This window comes from Qipengyuania sp. CAU 1752, from assembly GCF_054482615.1.
In genome coordinates this window covers 64,340-87,221 of the sequence record NZ_JBTLRE010000002.1, presented here as the reverse complement: position 1 = coordinate 87,221, position 22,882 = coordinate 64,340, and the positions used below count along the sequence as shown (strand labels likewise).

Below are 22,882 nucleotides of genomic sequence, written 5' to 3'. Positions count from 1 at the left end.
CACAACCCCGCCTCGGTCACCTCGTCATAGGCTTCACCCGAGCGCAGGGCCTGATCCCACCACACGGTGAAGCCCTCACGCTCCAGCCCTTCGGCAAAGCGCCGCGCAATATCCGCATCCTTGCGGTTATATGAGAGGAATATGTCGGAGATGCTGCCTCCTCTGACGTCCCGCTCGTCCTGTATGGCATGGTAGCCCCCCCAAGGGGCGTGTAGCAACCTCAATCGGTAGGGTCAGCCTGGAGCGTGGACCAATGCCACCACCGCGTTCAGCCGGGGTCGGACTGTGGTTCGGCTGTTTGCGACGATCCCGGAGAAGGTTGCTCGGCCAGTTCGGCATCGAGGTCCTGGGCCTTCTCCTCGATGCGCGTCTGCGTCTCTTCGTAGCGTTCGTCGAACGTAGGTTCGCTTTCGCAGGCGAGCAACAGAAGCGGCAAGGCGAGGCCGACACGCCGCATTAGTAGTTCTTCCGATAGCGAACGTTGATATTGGTCGCGCCCGAGCCGCCTGCCTGGCTGAGGATCGAGAGGAACGGGGTCAGGGCAATCTCCAACTGCGTCGCGGTAAAGCCGCGCGCATCGGTGATGAATTCGACATAGATGTCGTCGGAGATATACTGGCCGGCTGCCAGTGCAGTTCCACGCCCGTTTTCCTCGTCAGGGCCGAGAATACGCAAACGGTCTATGCCGGTCGCCGAACGCAGCTTGCCGAGCGGATTGAGCCCCCCTCCGGTTCCCCGCAACGAATTAAGCGAAGCGGCCAGCTGCACCGCCTGGATCGCGGACAGATTGCCGACCGAGCTGCCGAACAGGATCCGTGCCACGATTTCATCCTGCGGCAGGCCGGGCGTACTGGAGAATTCGATCTGCGGATCATAGGCCCGCCCTGCGATTTCCACGTTCACCGCCACATCCTCGATGTCCTCTGTCGCCGTGATGGCCAGCGTCGGGTTGATCGTCGGGCCGCCGGTAAAGCCGATCCGTCCCTGGTTGAGTGTGAAGGATCGGCCAGCAAAGCCGAGCGTCCCGCGAATGAGTTCGACAGCGCCGCTAAGGCGGGGATTGGTGCTCGTGCCGATAAGCCGCAGGTCGGCGCTCCATTCGGATTCGAGCCCCATTCCGGAAACGTAGAGCCGCTCTGGTGCGTCGAGCGAAACATTCAGCCTTAGCAATTCGAAAAGACCAGGTTGGTGCTCCGCCGGTTCGTCGCCGGTGATCCGCTGCGGTCCGCGGGGCGGTTTGAACCGAACCCCTGTGAGCTCAGGCACCTGGGCCGCACCCTGCCGGATGATTTCATAGCGTGTTTCGGGCAGGTTCAATTGGCCGGAAAGCAGCGCGGTTTGCCCTGCGGTCTTGGTCAGGCGGAGGTTGCCGTTGGCGGTGGTCGACAAGGCGTCGCTGCGGGCCAGCCGGGCGTTATCAAGCGCAATGGCCAGGTTCATCGGATAGCCGTTTTCCGCCGAAAGGCTGATGAACCCGCTGGCATCGACGCTGCCTTCGCCCGCCGTCGCTGTCAGTCGTTCGATTTCCAGCCGGTTGCCACTGAACCGCCCGGCCAGCGCCATATTGGTGAGGCGCGTACCATAGGTCTGGTTCTCGTAGATCAGCTTGTTGGCTCGTACGATCCCGGCCAGCCGAGGGTCCTGTACCCGGCCGGAGAAGTCGGCGGCGACACCAATCGGTCCTGACAGGCTTTGCTTGGATGCACCGGCAAAGGAAAACAATGTTTCCGCAGGACCGTTGTAGCGGATGCCGCCACCCAATGGAGCTGCAAGGAGCCTCGTGGTCCACGACCCCGCCCCCGGAGGCAGCGGTCGCAATGTTGCCGACATCCGCCCGATAACGCTGCCGCGGCGGCGCATAACGGCCCGCGCCTCGCCGCCATCGGGCAGCAGCTTGCCGACAAAATTGAAATCGACCGGCTGGCTGACCGATAGAGCGGTGGTGCGGCTGAAATTACTGATCTTGAGGCGAGCATCGGCACGTGGAAACGCCGAGGCCGTCGGCTGCTCGAAATCGAGGCTACCGGTAGCTCGGCCCTGAAGACCCAGTCCGGGCACAAAGGCGTCCATTATGCCCAATTCCAGTGAATCGAGCCGGCTTTGGATCTTGAGCCCGTCGCCATAGGTACCGGCCAGGCGAATGTTCCCGCGGCCGAAATCAATCCGTGTCGGCAGCAATTCATAACTGCCCTCACGCGGCAGGATGCGCGCAGGGTTGGCGGTTTGGAAAGTGATCCCCCGCACTTTCCCTTTGATTGCGGCGCGCCAAAGCTCAGGCTGCAGATCGGCGTTGGCTGACACGCGGAAAGGAACTCCGCCGACGCCCTCGGCCAGGATGCGGGCCTTGCCGCGTCCGTTGCGATAGTCGATTTTTGCGCGCGCGGCGTTGAGGTTCAAATCGCCAATACGCGTTTGGGATAGCTGCGCGTCTGCGACCACATAAGGCTGGTCGTAGAGGATTACGCGGGCATCGATAATGGCCGATCCGATAGTCAGATCGGCCGGTCCGGGAAGGCGTGTATTCTGCGCCCGCAGATTGACCAGTGCTGCCTGGTATTGTCCTTCGGCCTGCAGACGAACGACCCCGGACACGCCTTGCCCATCGGCCACCAGCCGCCCGGCGAATGGCCCGGCAGCAGTCTGCTCCAGCGATCCCGAGAAGCCTATGCCAGCCAAGTCGCCGCTGGTGATGTCGAGCGTTGTGCGGGCACCTGTGCCCAGCACGACATCGGCCCGCAACGGCCCATAATCGGTATCGCCCTTGGCCTGTAGGCGATAGCCATTCCGCGCTGTGCTGATATCGGCTTGCAGGTTGGCAAGGCCAATCCCCAGGTCCGGACGTTCGGCGGTGACGATCGCCTGCGGATTGTCGAGCGTGCCTGTGACCTGCAAACCGACCGGCCCATAAGCATCAGTGACCCCGTCGGCATTGAGCGCCAGTCGACCGTCGGGCGCGTAAAAGCCCTGCCCCCCGGTCACGCGAACTTCGGGTGAGCGCAAGGTAAGGTTGGTAAAGCGGACAAGCCCGTCGGCGCCGTAGCTTACGTCGCTGGCGGCAACGACATTGCCGCCGAGAAAGTCTCGCACGCCATCATTGAACAGCCGGGTCGAGCGCGCCCTGACCTTGCCCGCGAGTACGAAACCTTCGCGGCGCGATTCGAGATCGACATCGGTTTCGATGTCAAAAATGCCGACGCTCTCGATCCGGTAATTGTCGATCTTCCCGTCGATCGCGCCGGTGTAGAGCCCGGTCGATGTGTCTGCGAGCAAGATCAACCCGGCATCGATGCGGTCCGAACGGATGCGCATATTGTCCGACAGGATGCGTGGCCCGTTGATGGCAAGATCCCCCGTCAACCGCACATCGCGCAATGTCCCGCCAGCAACCGTGTCGAGCCCGAAAATACGCGCTGCGCGCGCTTCGACCGGGATCAAGATCGCACCGGCATTGACCCGCGCCGCGCCGGAAGCGCGAAGATTCTCTAGGCCAACGTCATCCATCACCAGGCGATTGGCGTTGAGAGCATATTCGACCCGTGGTGCGGTGAATTCGCCATTGAGGGTGAGCAGGGCGCGCAGGCCGCTGCCCTGCAGGTTCTCCGCCAGAACCGAAGGGCGTAGTAGCACGAATGCGAGCTTGAGGTCTTCGAAGCTGTTGTCCGACAGATCAACCAGGCCATTGCTGGTCAGCCGGAAGGCGTCGCTCGATACGCTGCCGGACAGCAGTGCGCGCCGATCTTCCAGCGCGGCGCTCATGTCGATGTCGGTCATCGGCCCCAGCAGCTCAGCCGTCGAACCTTCGAACAGTCGGGCGATGCGGGCAGGCCCCTTGAGCGTGAATGTGCCGTCACGTGCCGACAAACGTAGATCGGCGAAATTGCTACCGGCCAGGTTTGCATCAAGCTTGCCGTTCCACGCTTGCCAATCGCCTTTGCCGGCAATCCGGACCGCGAACGGCTCTGTCACCCCGGCCATGGCCGCGAGCACTCCGTCACCAGGAGCATCGACCTTCAGATCGAGTGCGAGCCGGTTATCCTCCGGCACGGCATCAATCGAGAGGGCAATCCGGTCTCCCCCGCCACGCCCCTGCCCGGCAATAGTCCGTCCATCGAAACGGGCCTTTGCCCTGCCGTCAGCAATATGCGCTTCGCCTGAAAGCCTGGCCATACGTCGCTCGCCACTGACGGGCTTCTCGGCGACGAAGCGATCGATCCGGAATTCTGCTATATCAATGTCGTAATCGGGAAGGAGCGGATCCTGCGAGGGCGGTGTCTCGGCAAATTCGGGCAGACGCTGCAGGGTCACCAACTGCGCGGTGAGCGAGCGGATGTCGATATGGCCGTTGGCAAAGGCGAATGGCCGCCAGTCGAGACGCATGGCCGGCGAGGTCAGGAACACGCCTTCGGGATCCGAAAGCGCGACATCTCGCAGGGTCATTTCGCCATAGAGCGAACCCTCGATCCCGCCGATCCCGATCTCCAGCCCGTTCTCGAACTCCAGATCTTCAATCTGGTCGATGACGAATTTCTTGCCTGGTCCGCTGTTGAGACCGAGCAGCAATGCCGCGACCACCAGGAGGAGGCTGCCCAGCGCAATGCCGAGCCAGGTCGCCAGCTTGCGTCCGCGGCCTTTCTGCTCGAACGAAGTGTGCTCGGCCATTTCGGTATCGATCTCGTCGGCCATTAGAAGGCCTGTCCGATGGATACGTAGATGGCGAAGCTGCTTTCGCCCTCACGGCGATCAAGCGGCATGGCGAGATCGAACCGCAAGGGCCCGAAATTGGTATAATAGCGCCCGCCTATACCGGCGCCGAAGCGCAGGTCGGAACCGTCCGGCGTGTCACTTTCATAGACTTGGCCTGCATCGACGAAGCCGACCACGCCGAAATCGCCGAAGCGATAACGCACTTCCAGGCTCGCTTCATTGAAACTGCGCCCTCCAATGGGGCGATAAATGAACGGGTTGGCAGTCTCGTCGGGATCGGTCGGATCGAATTTGGGGTTATCGAGCACGACCCGTGGACCGACCTCCTGATACCCGAAACCACGAACCGAGCCGCCGCCGCCAGCATAGAACCGGCGCGAAGGTGCCAACTCGAACCGTTCGATGCCCTGAATGGTCCCGGCGGCCAAACGACCCGCCAGCGTAATTGCATCTGTCGGCGAGAAGTAGGCAGACCCGTCGAGCCGAGCCCGCACATAGGGCACGAACCCGTCGTGCAGCGCCCCCTCGGGTTCTACCAGCGCAGTGATCCGGAAGCCCTTGGTCGCGTTGAGCAGGCTGTCGGTCTGGTCGACCCCAAGTTGGCCGATCAACCCGCCAATGAAGAACGTGCGCCGATCGAGATCGCCGAGCGCGAAATCGTAATCCTGCTCGTTGGTGCCGATCAGCCGCGCCCCGACAGCGTAGGTCAGCGGTTTGCGCCAGATGCTGGTCGACTCGTAGGTCATCAATGCCGACAGTCGTCCGGTGAAGGCTTCATAGGCATCGTAATCGCTTCGCAACGCCTCGGCCACGACCAGGAAGGCCCGGTCACGCTTCCCGGCATTCGAGCGGCGGAATATCAGTCCGGCACCCTGTTCCCTTGTGCCCAGCACGCCGCGGGCGGTCAGCGCACCTTCGGGCGGGAACAGGTTGCGGTGGGACCAGCTGCCCTCCACTCTGAAACCTTCTCCGGTGCCATAGCCTGCGGTTGCTGCAATCGTGCGCGGTGGAGCGGCCGCCTGATCGACCACGATGGTGACGTATTCGGTGCCATCCCCGGCGTCTTCGCCGGTCTCTTCCGGTTGCACGGATATTGTGTTGAGGAGCCCAGTGGCTACCAGCGCCTGACGCAAGTCGTCGACCATGCGGCTGTCGTAGAGTTCACCCTGTTTGAACTGAGCGAGAACCGCGACGTGATCGGCATCAAACGCGAGATCGCCGGTAGTCCTGAAGCCACCGAACCGCGCGCGCGTTCCGACGGCGACCGGCAGAGTGTAGCTGCCGTCGCCTGTTTCGGGATCGAGCAGGATGTCCCGCTGCCCTATCGTGGCAAAGGGGTATCCGTTTTCAGGCAAGGCGACCGCCACCTGTGCCTCTGCGCCCTGGACGCGCATAGCGATGATCGGCTGCCCCACCTCAAGCGCGAAATTGTCACGAATAAGGTCCGGCGGTTCGACCGGATCTGCTTCAATCGTGATTTCCGAGAAAGTGTAGCGCCGCCCGGGTGCCACCTGGATAACAGCGGTCAGCGATGGTTCGTCGGGATTGCTCGACCGGTCGACCCGTGTCTCGATTTGCGCCTCGTACCACCCTTCCGACGCTAGAAGCCGCTCGATGAGGATGGAATCTTCCTTCAGCCGAGCCAGGACCTGCGCCACATTGGCGGCCTTGCCGTCACCGGTTTCGAGTGCGGAGAGATCATTGAACATGTCGCGCAGGTCGACATCGGCCTCGGCATTGGCATCCTCCAGGCCCTCGATCAGAACCGTATAGCCAACCTCGACAATCTCGGCATCGCTTGCATCCTCGGCAAATTCCACTGGCTCGACCTCGAACTGATCGAGCGGCGGCAGCGGTGCAATCAGTTCGGCATCGCGGATCGGGGCGTCGCCGATCTCCTCAACCAGGTCTCCGTCCGCCAGTGCCGGCTCTCCCAGCGGAGGCTCCTGACCCTCGCCGGGTTCCGCATCGGCCTCCTCCGCGGCCAGCCGACGCTCGAACTCCGCAATCGACTCCAGCGGCATATCGAGGGCGGGGTCACTATCCGGGTCGAGTTCGGGGATCGATGCCTCGAACTCTTCGTCGCTGATAATCTGTTCGATCTCCGGCAGGATTACATCGGTCGGAGGCTCCGGGACTAGCAGTTCGGCGGCCTGCTCCTCAGGCGTATCTTCATCCTGTGCCCACACGGGGGTGGCTAGCGTTGCCACCAGCAGCGCCACGAGCGAGCAACCCGCCCGCATATATCCGTTCCGGCTCGATCGAGCGCCCACGGCTAGACTGGCAAAGACATTCAAATGGCGCGACCTGTTGCGACGGAAGAGAGCCATTGCGGCTCCAATGGGCGGAACATAGACCATCACGCGTTTTCGGCAATCCTGCTCGCGCTAACTCGCACAAACCGGATCGACGCGACTCGACGCGACTCGGGGGGGGGCTGGCCACACAAAGGGATACCGCAGACACAGCGAAAATTGCCAAAGAAGGACTGCATATCCCGACAGGCCTACTCATAGGAGACCCCATTGGCACGGCCCTGGACAAAGCTTGTCATGCACATGCACGACTTTCTTGCTTGCGGACAATATGCGAAGTTGCATCAACCCTAAAAAACAGGCCAGAGCCTTTGGGTCGCACATTCTACATTGAGTTCAATCGCTTGAGTCGCGCTATAGCTTCCAAACATTGGATTTGACCCAAACACTTCACCAATGACATTTCGGGCTATGAGACCACCCTTATCGAGGGAGGGTGGCAAACGTGCGCTTGCCTGTGCGGGACGGCGCGAAAAATTACCGCTGTTTCAAGTAATTGTGTTATAAGCATCGCGTCGCGCAAACTCTAATGGGATACCGAAACAGAACGGTGACCTCCCAGCGAACCGAAATGCGCATCGATCCAGGCATCGATCACAGTCTCAAGAAAATGTTTTTGGGGGCGAGGAACTACGCGCTCGATCACGGCGTGCAGAGCGCAAGTTACCGGATCGTCCCGCCCCTTCATTCGCAGCTTCACGAGGATGCGATCCTGATCCACTACGGCTTTCCCGACGAGTGGATCGCGCTCTATGACGATGATCCCGAATTCCGTCAGCACGATCCGATCGCCGATTTCGTGATCAGCGCCGGCAAGGTCATGAGTTGGTCGGAAGCGATCGAAGCCCAGACCTTGTCGCCCGAGCAGGAAGCATTCGTGGCGGCGATGCACGAACACGGGCTGATACACGGGATTGCCGCACCCATTTATGGTCCCAGGGGTAGTGAAGCCTATTTCACCTTCTCTCTCGGCCGCGAGATAACCGACATCGACGCGCCGCTCGTCGAGGAGTTGATCACATTCGCCACCACCATGCATCGGCGGATCACCAACCTGGCCGAAACAAGAGCTGACGATGTCCCGCAATTCTCCAAGCGCGAGAAGGAAGTGCTGGTCTGGATCGCCCGGGGGAAATCAAACTTGGACATCTCCACGATCCTGGGCGTATCGAACGCAACGGTCGGCACCTATGTGAGCCGCATTTTCCAGAAACTCGGCGTTAACGGCCGTATGGCGGCGACCATCAAGGGCCTGCAGCTCGGAATCTTCAGGCTCTAGCCGCAGGACTGCAGCGCGCAACACGGACCGGCGAATTCGCCCGATAACCGTGACTAGAAGAACCCGATCCTTACCCGTGTTGGAATGTCGTAATTCCGATCGGACAAGTCGATAGCCTTGTCCGTCCATTTACCGATTGCGTATTTCTTGCCTTGGGATAAATAGAAACTCGGTTAATTCTTATCTGGCAAGAACCAACGCATGTGGACTGTTTTTAAAGCGTCGGCATGGATAACGGGGCTGGCGGCAGTCATTCCCGCCAGCTCGGTTGCGGCCCAGCAAGAAACCCAGCAATCTCCGGAAAACTTCCGCCAGGGCGAGATCGTCGTCATCGGCGAGCGCCAGCGCGACCTGTTCGCCGGACTGGTCGCCGAATCCGAATTCGATGAGAACGAAATCGCCGCATACGGCTTCGACACCATCGGTGACCTGCTGGACCAGATCGCCAGCGAGGTCGATATCTCGGGCCAAGGCCCGGTTGTCCTGATCAACGGTCAATTGACGAACGGCATCATGGACATCGCCGACTTGCCGAGCGAGGCGGTGTCGAAGATCCAGATCCTGCCCTCGATTGTGGCTGCGCGGCTTGGCCAGTCGCCGACCCAGCGGGTCATCAACATCGTCATCAAGCCCGACCTGGTGCAAGTGACCACCAACGCCAAGGGCGAGCTAACCACGCGCGGGGATGTATTCCGGGGTGAAGGTGAGCTCAATCTGCTGAAGCTCGAAAACAACAATCGTCGCAGCCTGGTCCTGCGGGTCCAGCGCGGTGACCCCCTGTTCGAAAGCCAGCGGCAGATTCTTCCCGATACCTCGGGGATCCCGTTCTCGACTTCCGGCAATGTTGTCGGCGCCGGAGGCAATGGTGAAATCGATCCGGCACTCAGCCTGCTGGTTGGGCGGCCGGTGATCATAGCCGGCGTGCCCATTGGTGTGAGCCAGCCCGGCCTTGCTCAATTCGCCGCCACGGCTGGCTTGGCCAACCCCACCGATACTGCGCCGTTCCGATCGCTGATAGACGAGCGCGACCAATATTCGGCCAATGCAAATCTCACCCAGCGCTATAACAGGACGACCGCGCTCTCGCTGTCCGGCCGTGTCGAACACACTACGACGTCAGGCTTGAGCGGCCTGTCCTCGAGCCTGTTCACGCTGCCCGCGACCTCTCCCTTCTCGCCCTTCGGGCGCGATGTGCTGGTAGCCGTGGCACTTGGAGAGCCCTTGACGCGTCGTCAGGAAAGCACAGCCGTCAATCTGGGCGTAACGCTGACGAGCCAGATCGGCCAGTTCAGCCTGACCGCGAGCACTGCGCTGATCCATCGGATTACCAACACCGAAACGGACCGCGACTATGACCTGAGCCTTATCGGTGCAGGCTTGCTGGCGGGTACCATCAATCCGTTCACGCCATTCGCTGTCGAGCAGCTTGGCCCGCTCCGCCCCGACCGCGCGCGCTCGCGCAGCGACAACGGCCAGGCGCAATTGATTGCCACTGGGCCGCTGTTCAGGCTGCCGGCAGGGCCCGTTCGATTGACGGCGCGTGTCGACACCCGGCTCGATCGGTTCACCAGTTCCACCAACGGGATAGCAACTGCCAGCAGTGCCCGGTTGTCGCGTGACCAGCTGGGCGGACAGCTCAATCTGCAGGTTCCTTTGCTACCGCTGGGCGGTATCGCGATTGGCGACCTGGTGGCGGATTTTACCGGCGAGGTTCGCGATGTAACCGATGCCGGTACGATCCACACTTATGGTGCCGGGCTAAGCTGGCAAGTCGACCGGCGCCTCAGTCTTCGGGGATCCTACACTGACGAGGAGGTTCCCCCATTTGCGGGGCTTCTTACCGACCCGGTCGTCGTGACCGAAAATTTCAGGATCTTCGATTACCTGCGCGAGGAAACGGTGCTGGTGCGCTTTGTCAGCGGTGGCAATCGCGATCTGGTCACCCCGCAGCGACGGATTACCAGGCTGAGCGCGACGCTGAGGCCGTTCGATTCCATCAACCTGAATATCAACGCAGAATATGTAAATGTGGTCGGGCTCAACGCGATTGCGCCCCTGCCACCCGCCAATGCCGAGGTGCAGGCAGCCTTCCCGGACCGCTACATTCGCAATGCCAACGGCACGCTCGTGCAGCTCGACGCGCGGCCGGTCAGCTATGCACGTGATCGCAGCGAGGAATTGCGCTGGGGCATTGACCTCGCCCGCGTGTTCGGCGGCCCCCAGGGAGGCAGCACGGGCGAAGAGGATGGTCCAGCGGTGCCGTCATTGGGCCAAGGCGTACGGGTGGCGTTCCGTGCCGATCACACATGGTATCTCGAAAAATCCCGCCTCGCGCGCGAGGGCTTGCCGGTCATCGACCTGCTGTCCGGCGGTGCGCTAGGTTTCGGCGGCGGACAGCCGCGTCACCAGGTCCAATTGTCGAGTGCCATTTACCATCGCGGCATCGGGCTGCAGATATCCGAGTCATGGACAGGAGAGTCGCTGGTCAACTCGGGCACCCTTGCCGCACCGAGCACCATCAGGTTCAAGGGCAGGACGACGGTCGATGCCAGGACCTTCGCCAACCTCGGTCCGCTGTTCCCCGACACGCCCGCACTGAAGGGCATGCGTATTTCGCTGGCGGTCAGCAATTTGCTCGATTCGAAGCAGGTCGTGGTCGACCAGGCCGGGACCACGCCCCGCAACTTCCAGCCATTCCTGCTCGACCCGCTGGGCCGCTCGGTCAGCCTGTCGCTGCGCAAGGTATTCTGAGGCTCCGCCACATGAAAAAGGGCCGACCTTTCGGTCGACCCTAGTTCTGTCGATAGTTGAACCTGCTCAGGTGCTGGGCAGGGAATTCGTCGGCGGAGCGTTGGGATCGAACTTGCTATAGAGCGAGTCATAAAGCGCGCGCGAGCAAGCAGTATACCCGTTCTTGCCGACCCAGGTTCCCGGTACACCTTTCACGAGCTTCGTGCTCGGCGAGATGCAGATCAGCACCTGCGCGTCGATCTCGCTCTGAGTGGGATCGGTATAGGGGCCCGGTAGTGTATCAATCATCCTGCTTCCATCTACGAATCGCTCCGAATGGATAGCAGAAAAAGGTGTGTTTCTCTGGTGGCCGGGGGGCGCGATGAAACCTGGGTGAAGACCGTCATTGTCGCCGTTGCTCTCCTTATGCACGTGGCAACCGGTGGCGCTTGCATAGGTGGTCAAAGTTGTGCGGATATTGACCCAGCGCTGAGCACCTCCCGGATATACGACAGTGCGATTCGCGTAGCCGAATATGTTTGGGCTCCCCCCGTTCAAATGCGGGGTTCTAATTTCGCCGAGAACCGAAGTCGGGGATCCGATCGGTACGATATAGATCGGACCGAGAGCCACCACGGCCGTTTCGATCTCCGGACCAACAGTCGCGCCTAGCGCATACGCTGTAAAACCGGACGGCACGCTAGGCGGGGTATCATCCGCGCATTTTTGATCGAGAACGGGGTTGGTCCCCTCCGAGTCCACGGGCACCGCTGCGAGCGCAGGGGTCGCCATGGACGACAGGGAAATAGCGGCCGCAGAGGCCACGAACATTAGCTTCTTCATCACGAAATTCCTCTCAAACGACAAAATCGCCGTGGTTGGGAAAACCACGTCGAGGTAACCCGCGACCCTTTATGGGATTAGCTAACTCTTCTGCCGATTCTTGAGGAAAGTAAACAAGAATATACCAATAGGATTCAACGCTTGTTGGCTCTTTTTGGGACACCAAGAAGCGAGCAGTAGCTGCGACTCGGCTACTTGCGGTCGTCCAAGTAGCCTCAAGAATCGGCTGGATCGTCCTCTTGGGGAGTGCCAAGTATAGTCGCTCGCGGCGAAGGGATCGAACGCCAGTATGCCAGCTTCCCGCATCCTCCAGCGATCGGCAGGATCAGTGGGTCTCCGAACTGGTCGATGGCCGACGCCCGCAAAGCCTAGGCGTCCCATAAGCCAAACGTTCGCGTTATGCGGCGTCGGCAGCTCAAGAAGCGCAGCATCACACCGATGCCAAGCCCTCGCTGGTGCACGAAATCTCGCGTCAAAGGCCAGGGGCCAACGCCCCTGCTCAGATCCACTGGCAGGTGACTGCCAATGCGACCAAGCCAGAACGCAAAAAACCCCCAAGCCAGCTAAGGCAAGGGGGTGAATCTGCTTGAAAACGGTGGTTGCGGGAGTTGGATTTGAACCAACGACCTTCAGGTTATGAGCCTGACGAGCTACCGGACTGCTCCATCCCGCGGCACCGTATTGCGGCGTCGGTAAAGACGCCGAAAGGGCTGCCCTTAACGGGTCAGCCCTTCGACTTGTGAATGGGTTTATACCCGCTCGCTAGCTACAATGCCTCGCGGCGACCTACTCTTCCAGTGCTTGAGCACTAGTACCATCGGCGCTGCCTGGTTTCACGGCCGAGTTCGAGATGGGATCGGGTGGGTCACAGGCGCTATTACCACGAAGCAATGAAGCCAGCGTGCGGGTTTTTAATCGATGCACCCTTTCGGGTTAAGTCAGTGGGCGATCTGGCTCGAGGTCATCTTCCTCAACAGCAATCCACTCAGGACTGTCATTGATGGTGCAGATTCATCAAGCGCGATCAGAACTATTAGGACCGGTTAGCTCCACGCATTACTGCGCTTCCACACCCGGCCTATCAACGTCGTGGTCTACGACGGTTCGAAGATACCTTATCTTTAGGGAGGCTTCCCGCTTAGATGCTTTCAGCGGTTATCCCGTCCATACATAGCTACCCAGCGGCACACCTGGCGGTATGACTGGTACACCAGAGGTATGTTCACCCCGGTCCTCTCGTACTAGGGGCAACTCCTATCAAGTATCGACGCCCACGGCAGATAGGGACCAAACTGTCTCGCGACGTTCTGAACCCAGCTCACGTACCACTTTAATTGGCGAACAGCCAAACCCTTGGGACCTGCTCCAGCCCCAGGATGTGATGAGCCGACATCGAGGTGCCAAACGATTCCGTCGATATGAGCTCTTGGGAATCATCAGCCTGTTATCCCCGGCGTACCTTTTATCCGTTGAGCGATGGCCCTTCCACGAGGGACCACCGGATCACTATGACCGACTTTCGTCTCTGCTCGACTCGTCAGTCTCGCAGTCAGGCAGGCTTATGCCATTGCACTCTCGCAGCCGGTTTCCAACCGGCCTGAGCCTACCATCGCGCGCCTCCGTTACTCTTTAGGAGGCGACCGCCCCAGTCAAACTACCCACCACAGAGGGTCCCTACACCGGATAACGGTGCGAGGTTAGACATCAGAAAACAGCAGGGTGGTATTTCACCTATGGCTCCACTTGGACTGGCGCCCAAGTTTCAAAGCCTCCCACCTATGCTACACAACTCTTTCCTAATGCCACTCTGAAGTTGCAGTAAAGGTGCACGGGGTCTTTCCGTCTAACCGCGGGTACTCCGCATCTTCACGGAGAATTCAATTTCGCTGAGCATATCCTGGAGACAGTGGGGAAGTCGTTACGCCATTCGTGCAGGTCGGAACTTACCCGACAAGGAATTTCGCTACCTTAGGACCGTTATAGTTACGGCCGCCGTTTACTTGGGCTTCAATTCGGAGCTTGCACTCCTCCTCTTAACCTTCAAGCACCGGGCAGGCGTCAGACCCTATACGTCGTCTTGAAGCCGACTTAGCAGAGTCCTGTGTTTTTGATAAACAGTCGCTACCCCCTGGCCTGTGCCCCCCGACAGAGCTTGCGCTTAGCCGGGGCCTCCTTCTTCCGAAGGTACGGAGGCAATTTGCCGAGTTCCTTCAGGATACTTCTCTCAAGCGCCTTGGTATACTCTACCTGACCACCTGTGTCGGTTTCGGGTACGGTCTATATGGAGAGGCTATTTCCCGGGACAACTTGGCTGCCCACTCAATCCAATAAGAGTGAACAACTTCCGCCATCCGTCACACATCTCCAGGCCCACGAATATTAACGTGGTTCCCATCGACTACCCCCTTCGGGCTCGTCTTAGGGGCCGGCTCACCCTGCGCCGATTAGCGTTGCGCAGGAACCCTTGGTCTTTCGGCGAGAGGGCATCTCACCCTCTTTATCGCTACTCATGTCAGCATTCGCACTTCCGATATGTCCACCGTCGGTTACCCTTCGGCTTCAACCACTTACGGAACGCTCCGCTACCGCTCAGAATAAATTCTGAACCCTAAGCTTCGGTGCATTACTTTAGCCCCGTTACATCTTCGCCGCAGGAACCCTTATTTAGACCAGTGAGCTGTTACGCTTTCTTTAAAGGATGGCTGCTTCTAAGCCAACCTCCTGGTTGTTTTGGGATTCCCACATGCTTTCCCACTTAGTAATGACTTGGGGACCTTAGCTGTAGGTTAGGGCTGTTTCCCTTTTGACGACGGACCTTAGCACCCGCCGTCTGTCTGCCGGATAAGACTCGATGGTATTCGGAGTTTGGTTAGGTTTGGTACCGCTCGCGCAGCCCTAGCCCATCCAGTGCTCTACCCCCATCGGCATACATCCGACGCTCTACCTCAATAGATTTCGCGGAGAACCAGCTATTTCCCGGCTTGATTGGCCTTTCACCCCTAAACACAACTCATCCGAGCATTTTTCAACATGCAACGGTTCGGTCCTCCAGTGCGTGTTACCGCACCTTCAACCTGGTCATATCTAGATCGCCGGGGTTCGGGTCTAATCCAACATACTCAGTCGCCCTATTCAGACTCGCTTTCGCTTCGCCTACACCTAACGGCTTAAGCTCGCATGCTAGATTAAGTCACTGACCCATTATGCAAGAGGTACGCGGTCACTTCCTAAAGAAGCTCCCACTGCTTGTAAGCATTCGGTTTCAGGTACTGTTTCACTCCCCTAATCGGGGTGCTTTTCACCTTTCCCTCACGGTACTGTGTTCGCTATCGGTCATGTACGAGTATTTAGGCTTGGAGGGTGGTCCCCCCATGTTCAGACAGGATTTCACGTGTCCCGCCCTACTCAAGTCCTTTTCAATCACTTTCGCATACGGGGCTGTCACCCGCTATGGCCACACTTTCCAGAGTGTTCTGCTAATTTATGAAAAGGCACTGGCCTGGTCCGCGTTCGCTCGCCACTACTAACGGAATCTCGGTTGATGTCTTTTCCTCCGGGTACTGAGATGTTTCAGTTCCCCGGGTTCGCTTCACCAAGCCTATGTATTCAGCTCGGTGATACCTAGTCCACCTCTCCATGATCCCTCGAAAGAGACCAGGAAGAAATGGTGAAGGTGGGTTTCCCCATTCGGAAATCGCCGGATCAAAGTTTGCTCACAACTCCCCGACGCTTATCGCAGCGTGCCACGTCCTTCATCGCCTGTACATGCCAAGGCATCCACCAAATGCTCTTACCTCACGCTTGAGAATCCACACCATCAACGACAGGCCTGCATAAAAGCCTGTTCGCCATACGATGGCACGGAAGATAATCTCAGCCAGATTATACATCTGATTAATGCAATACGTCTGCATCCAATCCGAAGATCGAATGCACGCGTATCGCGGCATCGATTAAAAAACCCATTCACAATGTCAAAGACAGCGGTTTGAAACCGCCTACCGGCCAATGCCGGATCCGTTTTCTTTTCATCCTGGAGAATTCATTTGGGCTGGTGGAGCCTACCGGGATCGAACCGGTGACCCCCTGCTTGCAAAGCAGGTGCTCTCCCAGCTGAGCTAAGGCCCCTGATGCCCAAAAGCGAGATCAATGGTAGGTCCGAGTGGATTTGAACCACCGACCTCACCCTTATCAGGGGTGCGCTCTAACCAACTGAGCTACGGACCTACACCGCCTTCAGCAGCCTAGGGCCGCGAGGGGCGTGAGCCGACTCAGGCGTACCACGCAAACGCTATTATGCGCTTGCGCAATCTCCAGTGATGAAAGGACATGAGGACGACGGCAGTGTTCTTTGGAAACATGCGAAGCACTTCCAGACCGAAGCCTGGCGCTTTCGCAGTTATCCTTAGAAAGGAGGTGATCCAGCCGCAGGTTCCCCTACGGCTACCTTGTTACGACTTCACCCCAGTCGCTGATCCCACCGTGGTTGGCTGCCTCCTGCAAGCAGGTTAGCGCACCACCTTCGGGTAGAACCAACTCCCATGGTGTGACGGGCGGTGTGTACAAGGCCTGGGAACGTATTCACCGCGGCATGCTGATCCGCGATTACTAGCGATTCCGCCTTCATGCTCTCGAGTTGCAGAGAACAATCCGAACTGAGACATCTTTTGGAGATTAGCTAACCCTCGCGGGATCGCTGCTCACTGTAGATGCCATTGTAGCACGTGTGTAGCCCAGCCTGTAAGGGCCATGAGGACTTGACGTCATCCCCACCTTCCTCCGGCTTATCACCGGCAGTTTCCTTAAAGTGCCCAACTAAATGATGGCAACTAAGGACGAGGGTTGCGCTCGTTGCGGGACTTAACCCAACATCTCACGACACGAGCTGACGACAGCCATGCAGCACCTGTCACTAGGTTCCCGAAGGAAAGGAATCTGTCTCCAGAAACCGTCCTAGGATGTCAAAGGCTGGTAAGGTTCTGCGCGTTGCTTCGAATTAAACCACATGCTCCACCGCTTGTGCAGGCCCCCGTCAATTCCTTTGAGTTTTAATCTTGCGACCGTACTCCCCAGGCGGATAACTTAATGCGTTAGCTGCGCCACCCAGACTCTATGAGTCCGGACAGCTAGTTATCATCGTTTACGGCGTGGACTACCAGGGTATCTAATCCTGTTTGCTCCCCACGCTTTCGCACCTCAGCGTCAATACCTGTCCAGCGAGTCGCCTTCGCCACTGGTGTTCTTCCGAATATCTACGAATTTCACCTCTACACTCGGAATTCCACTCGCCTCTCCAGGATTCTAGCTATCCAGTTTCAAAGGCAGTTCCGGGGTTGAGCCCCGGGATTTCACCCCTGACTTGAATAGCCGCCTACGCGCGCTTTACGCCCAGTAATTCCGAACAACGCTAGCTCCCTCCGTATTACCGCGGCTGCTGGCACGGAGTTAGCCGGAGCTTATTCTCCAGGTACTGTCATTATCATCCCTGGTAAAAGAGCTTTACAACCCTAAGGCCTTCATCACTCACGCGGCATTGCTGGATCAGGCTTTCGCCCATTGTCCAATATTCCCCACTGCTGCCTCCCGTAGGAGTCTGGGCCGTGTCTCAGTCCCAGTGTGGCTGATCATCCTCTCAGACCAGCTATAGATCGTCGACTTGGTAGGCCATTACCCCACCAACTATCTAATCTAACGCGGGCCCATCTAAAGGCGATAAATCTTTGGTCCGAAGACATTATCCGGTATTAGCCAGGATTTCTCCTGGTTATTCCGAACCTAAAGGCAGGTTCCCACGCGTTACGCACCCGTGCGCCACTAACCCCGAAGGGTTCGTTCGACTTGCATGTGTTAGGCATGCCGCCAGCGTTCGTTCTGAGCCAGGATCAAACTCTCAAGTTTGTGTCACATACAAGATCAGCACGATCCGAAGATCGCTATCCGACCAAGCATGAGCATCAAGGAGCCGATACCTGCACTGTCAAACGTAATGGATACGAATGAACATGCATCACCCAAGCCACCTGTGGAGGTGGGCGAGGATGTGGCGTCGGCTTATTTAACCGGTTACTGCGGCCTTGTGCTCCGCAGACCGGGCGCCGTCGCCCACATGTCCCTTCATCAAAAACTAACAATGTCAAAGAGCCGACCAACATTGCAAAGCGGACAGCGAAGGTATCCCCGATTTGAACCGGGGGACCGGCTATCCGTTAGTGTTGGCGACCAACCCGGCGAAGCGATTAAAAACCGTCAGCACCGCGTCGGTGAGAGGGCATATATGGGGGGCTCCGGATTCGGGCAAGTCCTTTTTGCAATTTTGCTTCAAAAAACTTCAAAAACGGCGGAATTCTGCAGTTTTTGGCCCATTGGCAGGTGCTGTAGATGGCCATGTAGGGACAGCCAAATAGGCGTATGACCGGTCAATCGGCCTGATTGGGCGTGATTCACCTGATTTTGGCTGCGCAGAATCAGGGCCATGATCATAAGAATCTCAACCTTTGGGGCGTAACGCGCAGCTTGTGACCGAATCTGCCCCTCTCCACACGCCGCACGACGATGGATTCGCGCTGCGCGTACGCAACGCTTTCGCCTGGCGCTGGGGATCGCAGATCATCGCCCAGCTGATCGCCTGGACCAGCACCATCATGGTGGTGCGCCTCCTTGCTCCTACAGATTACGGTCTGTTCGCTATGAGTCAGGTGGTGTTCACCGCACTGGCGTTCCTCAACGGTGCCGGCTTTGCCAGTTCACTGATCCAGACCAACAAGGTCGACGCGCGCCGGATCGGACAGGTTTTTGGCCTGCTGCTTCTATTCAATGTATCGCTCGCGGCGATCCAGTTCGCCGGAGCGCCGATCATGGCGGCTTATTATAAGGAACCACTGATCGCAGATATGCTGAGGATCCAGGCGGTGATGTTTCTGACCGTACCTTTCACCTCATTGCCGGCAGAGCTTCTGGCCAAACGGCTCGAATTCCGGGTCCAGGGCCAGATCGGCATGGCGGCGGCACTTGTGGCGGCGATCCTGGCGCTGGTCCTGGCTTGGCTGGGATGGGGTGTATGGGCGCTTGTCTATGCGCCGATCGCGGGCTTCGTCATCCGCGCCATCGGCCTGACCATCGCCGCGCGATCCCTGGTGAAGCCGATATTCGATTTCCGCGGCGCGGGCGATATTGTCCGGTTTGGTGGGGCGATGACCGTGTGCCAGCTGTTTTGGATCATCCAGAGCCAAAGCGACATCTTCATCGCCGGACGAGTATTTGATACCCACGACCTCGGCCTCTATGCCGAAGCGCTGTTCCTTACTCTGATCGTGACCGGGCGCTTCCTGCCGCCCATCAACGATGTCGCCTTTCCCGCTTATGCCGAGTTGCACAGGGCCGGACGGCCTCTTGGCCCCTATTTCCTCAAGACCTTGCGCACGGTGTTTTTGGTTACCGCTCCACTCTATTTCGGGCTGGCCCTGACCGCCGAACCCGCGGTGCTGACCCTGTTCGGCGAAAAATGGGTCGAGATGTCTCCGATCGTGGCAGGCCTCGCGCTGGCCATGCCGGCCATGGCGCTGCAGATCGTGTGCTCGCCGACAACCAATGCCATGGGCCTGCCCGGCGTCTATGTCCGCTCGAACGCATTTGGCGCGCTGGTTTTTCCCACGGCTTTCCTGGCCGGCATCGCGCTTGGTCCGATGGGACTCGTTTATGCATGGTGGGTGGCGGCCCCGGCCCTGCTGCTCGTCACCCTCGCCCTGACCCTGCCCCGAACCGGGCTTGGCTGGGGCACTCTGGTTAAGGAACTGGCCCCCATCATGCTCGCCTGTGGCGTGATGAGCGCCGCGGTCGTCGGGGTCGCGAATGTGTTGCCGCCGACATGGCCGATGATTCTCCTTGTTGCGCTCGCGGCTACGGGAGCGGCAACCTATGGCCTGACGATCTGGCTGTTCTGGCCAAATCTTGCGCGCGAGACATGGGCCATGCTGCGGCAGCAGCAGATCGAGCCTGGCATTATCAGCGATCCGGCATCGCCATCCGATCCCGCCCCGGCCTAGGATGGGTCTGAAACCGGGCCCGGTTTGGTCGCCTGCCCGGCGCATGGTATGATGGCGCGCCCGAACACAGACGTGCCGGGCTGGAGAGAACCATGTTAAAGCCCCTGATGGGCTCTGCGGCACTTTTATTGGCCGCCCCGCTGCTCGCACAAACTAGTTCGCATTCGCTCGAGACCCCGGTCGAACGTCAGTCCGACTTGTCCGAAGGGGACGAGTACCTGAGCGAGGAAAGGATCCAGGCCCAGAAGGACCGCTATCAGCGTCTGACTGTGCCGGTCACGATCGAGGGCAAGGGACCCTATCGCTTCCTAGTCGACACCGGGGCACAGGCCACTGCCATCAGCCGGCGTATCTTCGACGACCTGCAACTTCAATCACTCGGACGGGCTACACTGGTAGCGATGGGCAGCCGGCGAGAGGTCGATCTCGTCCAGCTCAATGGCCTGGAATTTGCCGGCCGCTTGTTCGACAACCTCGAAGCCCCTTTGCTCGAAGCGCGCAATGTCGGCGCCGACGGTATATTGGGTCTCGACAGCTTGCAGAACATGCGGGTGCTGATCGATTTCAAGGAAGACCGCATCCACGTCAGCGATGCAGAAAGCGATTCGAGCCAGCGCGGTTATGAAATCGTCGTGCGCGCGCGGCGACGGCTTGGCCAGATGATCATCACCAATGCCCGGATCGACGGGATCAAGACATCTGTGATCATCGATACCGGGGCCCAGAACACCGTCGGCAATGGCGCGCTACGCAATCGCATGCGTTCGCGCGGGGAAATGTTGGTCCAGTCAACCGACGTCAATGGCGTTCAGGTACTCGGTAATCTTGGTTTAGCCCGCCGAATGATCATTGGCGGCATTGAATTGACCGGCGTGCCGATTTCCTTTTCGGACAGTCCGGCGTTCACAGCGCTCGACCTCGACAGACGGCCTGCCCTCATCCTGGGCATGCGCAACTTGCAGAATTTCGAACGCATCGCGATCGACTTCTCGACCGCCAAGGTGCTGTTCGACCTGCCAGGCGGAGCCTATAACGTGAACCCCTATCAGCGCACTTTCTTCCCCTCACGCATTCCGGGCGGTTGAGCAGGGGCCGGCTGAAACCTTGCAGTTTGCACGCTGCGCCGCCACTTGAGGGGCCATGCCGCCCGATTATCCCACCGCCGATCGACCCGACATAGACGGCTGGGGAACGCTGCGGCGCTTCCTGCCCTATCTATGGCCCAAGGACCGGCCAGGTCTCAAGCTGAGGATCGTCGGCGCGATGGTGCTGGTGCTGCTGGCCAAGGCCATAATCCTCGCAACACCGCTGGCGATGAAGCGCGCAGTCGACATCATGGCAGCAGAAGGCGACCCGCTGCTGATGCTGGCGATGGGGTTCGTCATCGCTTACAGCGGGGCACGTTTTCTCAGCCTCGCGTTCGACCAGGTCCGCAACATCGTGTTCGAACGGGTTGGCCAGGTGGCCACGCAGGACTTGGCCGAGGACGTCTTTGCCCGCCTCCACCGGCTCTCGCTGCGCTTCCATCTCTCGCGGCGCACCGGCGAAGTCACCAAGGTGATCGAGCGCGGCACCAAGAGTATCGATTCGATGCTCTATTTCATTCTCTTCAACATCGCCCCGACCGTGGTCGAGCTGATCGCGGTGGCGATCATTTTCTACACGTTGTTCGGTTGGGAACTGGTCGCAGCCACCGGCGTCACGGTGGTGCTCTATATCGCAGTCACGCGCTGGATCACCGAATGGCGGGTGCAATTGCGCGCAAAGATGAACGACCTCGACGGGCAGGCGCTCAGCCGGGCAGTGGACTCGCTGCTCAATTATGAGACGGTCAAATACTTTGGTGCCGAGAAGCGCGAAGAGCAGCGCTATGCCAGCGCCACGCGCGCCTATGCCGAGGCCGCAGTAAAGAGCGAGAATTCGCTCGGCATGCTCAACATCATCCAGTCGCTCATCACCAATGCGCTGATGGCCGGCGCGATGGCTTTCGTGGTTTGGCGCTGGAGCCAGGGCGCGCTGTCGGTAGGCGATCTGACCGCGGTCAATATGTATCTGATGCAGCTGTTCCGGCCGCTCGACCTGCTCGGCTGGGTCTATCGCACGATCCGGCAGGGGCTGGTCGACATGGCGGCTATGTTCAAGCTGATGGATACCGAGGTCGAGGTGGAAGATCGGCCCGGCGCACCGGCCCTGATCGCAAATCCGCCGACAATCGTGTTCGACAACGTCCAGTTCGGTTACGATCCGGCCCGGCAGATCCTTCACGGACTCAGCTTCGAAGTGCCGGCCGGTTCGCGCACCGCTATTGTCGGTCCCTCTGGCGCTGGCAAGTCCACCATCGGTCGATTGCTGTTCCGGTTCTACGATCCCCAGGCCGGTCGTATCCTGATTGCCGGACAGGATATCGCGCAGGTGACGCAGAGTTCCCTGCGCGAAGCGATTGGGATCGTCCCGCAGGACAGCGTCTTGTTCAACGACAGCCTGCGCTACAATATTGCCTATGGCCGCGATGCCGCCGTAACCGAAGACGTCGAGCGCGCAGCACGAGACGCCGCCATCCTGCCTTTCATCGAGAAACTGCCTGACGGTTTCGAGACCCAGGTCGGCGAACGCGGCCTCAAGCTGTCAGGCGGCGAGAAACAGCGGGTCGCTATCGCTCGCACTCTGCTCAAGGATCCCCCCATCCTGTTGTTCGACGAAGCCACCAGCGCGCTCGATTCGGGGACCGAGCAGGATATCCTCGCCACGTTGCGGCGGGTCAGCCGCGACCGAACCACGCTGGCCATCGCCCACCGCCTTTCCACGATTGCCGACGCCGATACGATCCTGGTGCTCGACGAGGGGCGCCTTGTCGAGCGCGGGCATCACGCAGAACTGCTGCGCTTGGGCGGTCTGTATGCGCAGATGTGGGCGCACCAGCAGGCAGAAAGCGAAGAGGACGCCGAAGCGGCCGAATAGGCCGTCCAGGA

9 protein-coding genes, 3 tRNA genes, 3 rRNA genes and 1 pseudogene are annotated in these 22,882 nt (G+C 59.4%); 5 read left to right on the top strand and 11 right to left on the bottom strand.

Annotated features, from left to right (window positions below; translation table 11 throughout):
• Positions 1 to 14: 14 nt before the first annotated feature.
• The 4 genes and pseudogenes from ACXYL9_RS12935 to ACXYL9_RS12920 form a co-directional block, all read right to left on the bottom strand.
• Positions 15 to 218: pseudogene (locus ACXYL9_RS12935) on the bottom strand (TIR domain-containing protein); the annotation flags it as partial.
• 50 nt (positions 219 to 268) lie between these two features.
• On the bottom strand, positions 269 to 457 hold the full coding sequence (locus ACXYL9_RS12930; protein ID WP_459039972.1) for a hypothetical protein: 189 nt from the start codon (positions 455 to 457) through the stop codon (positions 269 to 271).
• Positions 457 to 4,683 carry a translocation/assembly module TamB domain-containing protein gene (locus tag ACXYL9_RS12925; protein ID WP_459039971.1) on the bottom strand — a complete coding sequence of 1,409 codons (4,227 nt, stop codon included), beginning with the start codon at positions 4,681 to 4,683 and terminating at the stop codon, positions 457 to 459. The genes ACXYL9_RS12930 and ACXYL9_RS12925 overlap by 1 nt, the downstream gene beginning before the upstream one ends.
• Positions 4,683 to 6,947, bottom strand: coding sequence for an autotransporter assembly complex protein TamA (locus ACXYL9_RS12920; RefSeq protein WP_459039970.1), 2,265 nt, complete (start codon positions 6,945 to 6,947; stop codon positions 4,683 to 4,685). The genes ACXYL9_RS12925 and ACXYL9_RS12920 overlap by 1 nt, the downstream gene beginning before the upstream one ends.
• 643 nt (positions 6,948 to 7,590) lie before the next feature.
• On the opposite strand from ACXYL9_RS12920, the gene ACXYL9_RS12915 reads away from it, so the two are divergent.
• Both ACXYL9_RS12915 and ACXYL9_RS12910 read left to right on the top strand, forming a co-directional pair.
• Positions 7,591 to 8,298 carry a helix-turn-helix transcriptional regulator gene (locus tag ACXYL9_RS12915; protein ID WP_459039969.1) on the top strand — a complete coding sequence of 236 codons (708 nt, stop codon included), beginning with the start codon at positions 7,591 to 7,593 and terminating at the stop codon, positions 8,296 to 8,298.
• Between the two features lie 201 nt (positions 8,299 to 8,499).
• The gene (locus tag ACXYL9_RS12910) at positions 8,500 to 11,049 is read left to right on the top strand and encodes a hypothetical protein (RefSeq protein ID WP_459039968.1); all 2,550 of its coding nucleotides are present in this window, start codon (positions 8,500 to 8,502) and stop codon (positions 11,047 to 11,049) included.
• Between the two features lie 66 nt (positions 11,050 to 11,115).
• Here the strand turns inward: ACXYL9_RS12910 and ACXYL9_RS12905 are convergent, their stop codons facing one another.
• From ACXYL9_RS12905 to ACXYL9_RS12875, 7 genes are all read right to left on the bottom strand, one after another.
• Positions 11,116 to 11,871, bottom strand: a complete 756-nt coding sequence (locus ACXYL9_RS12905) for a hypothetical protein (RefSeq protein WP_459039967.1) — start codon at positions 11,869 to 11,871, stop codon at positions 11,116 to 11,118.
• Between the two features lie 596 nt (positions 11,872 to 12,467).
• Positions 12,468 to 12,544 (bottom strand) — tRNA-Met (locus tag ACXYL9_RS12900).
• Between the two features lie 100 nt (positions 12,545 to 12,644).
• Positions 12,645 to 12,759: ribosomal RNA gene (gene rrf / locus ACXYL9_RS12895) — 5S ribosomal RNA — on the bottom strand.
• 125 nt (positions 12,760 to 12,884) lie between these two features.
• Positions 12,885 to 15,675: ribosomal RNA gene (locus ACXYL9_RS12890) — 23S ribosomal RNA — on the bottom strand.
• 248 nt (positions 15,676 to 15,923) lie between these two features.
• Positions 15,924 to 15,999: transfer RNA gene (locus ACXYL9_RS12885), tRNA-Ala, on the bottom strand.
• Positions 16,000 to 16,021: 22 nt separating this feature from the next.
• Positions 16,022 to 16,098: transfer RNA gene (locus tag ACXYL9_RS12880), tRNA-Ile, on the bottom strand.
• A 182-nt stretch (positions 16,099 to 16,280) separates the two neighbouring features.
• A 16S ribosomal RNA gene (locus ACXYL9_RS12875) occupies positions 16,281 to 17,769 on the bottom strand.
• Together the 16S, 23S and 5S rRNA genes with 3 tRNA genes alongside form the textbook arrangement of a ribosomal RNA operon.
• A 617-nt stretch (positions 17,770 to 18,386) precedes the next feature.
• On the opposite strand from ACXYL9_RS12875, the gene ACXYL9_RS12870 reads away from it, so the two are divergent.
• From ACXYL9_RS12870 to ACXYL9_RS12860, 3 genes are all read left to right on the top strand, one after another.
• Entirely contained in the window at positions 18,387 to 19,913 is a 1,527-nt protein-coding gene (locus ACXYL9_RS12870) for a lipopolysaccharide biosynthesis protein (protein WP_459039966.1), read from the top strand.
• A gap of 92 nt (positions 19,914 to 20,005) precedes the next feature.
• Positions 20,006 to 20,998: a retroviral-like aspartic protease family protein gene (locus tag ACXYL9_RS12865; RefSeq protein WP_459039965.1), complete on the top strand. Its 993-nt coding sequence runs from the start codon at positions 20,006 to 20,008 to the stop codon at positions 20,996 to 20,998.
• Between the two features lie 55 nt (positions 20,999 to 21,053).
• Complete coding sequence (locus tag ACXYL9_RS12860) at positions 21,054 to 22,871, top strand: ABCB family ABC transporter ATP-binding protein/permease (protein ID WP_459039964.1); 1,818 nt, start codon at positions 21,054 to 21,056, stop codon at positions 22,869 to 22,871.
• Positions 22,872 to 22,882 lie beyond the last annotated feature (11 nt).

Bases quoted from the DNA above. Each gene is read 5' to 3' on its own strand.
- ACXYL9_RS12930 (WP_459039972.1), bottom strand. From the start codon at position 457: ATGCGGCGTGTCGGCCTCGCCTTGCCGCTTCTGTTGCTCGCCTGCGAA.
- ACXYL9_RS12860 (WP_459039964.1), top strand. From the start codon at position 21,054: ATGCCGCCCGATTATCCCACCGCCGATCGACCCGACATAGACGGCTGG.
- ACXYL9_RS12905 (WP_459039967.1), bottom strand. From the start codon at position 11,871: ATGAAGAAGCTAATGTTCGTGGCCTCTGCGGCCGCTATTTCCCTGTCG.
- ACXYL9_RS12925 (WP_459039971.1), bottom strand. From the start codon at position 4,683: ATGGCCGACGAGATCGATACCGAAATGGCCGAGCACACTTCGTTCGAG.
- ACXYL9_RS12920 (WP_459039970.1), bottom strand. From the start codon at position 6,947: ATGCGGGCGGGTTGCTCGCTCGTGGCGCTGCTGGTGGCAACGCTAGCC.
- ACXYL9_RS12915 (WP_459039969.1), top strand. From the start codon at position 7,591: ATGCGCATCGATCCAGGCATCGATCACAGTCTCAAGAAAATGTTTTTG.
- ACXYL9_RS12865 (WP_459039965.1), top strand. From the start codon at position 20,006: ATGTTAAAGCCCCTGATGGGCTCTGCGGCACTTTTATTGGCCGCCCCG.
- ACXYL9_RS12910 (WP_459039968.1), top strand. From the start codon at position 8,500: ATGTGGACTGTTTTTAAAGCGTCGGCATGGATAACGGGGCTGGCGGCA.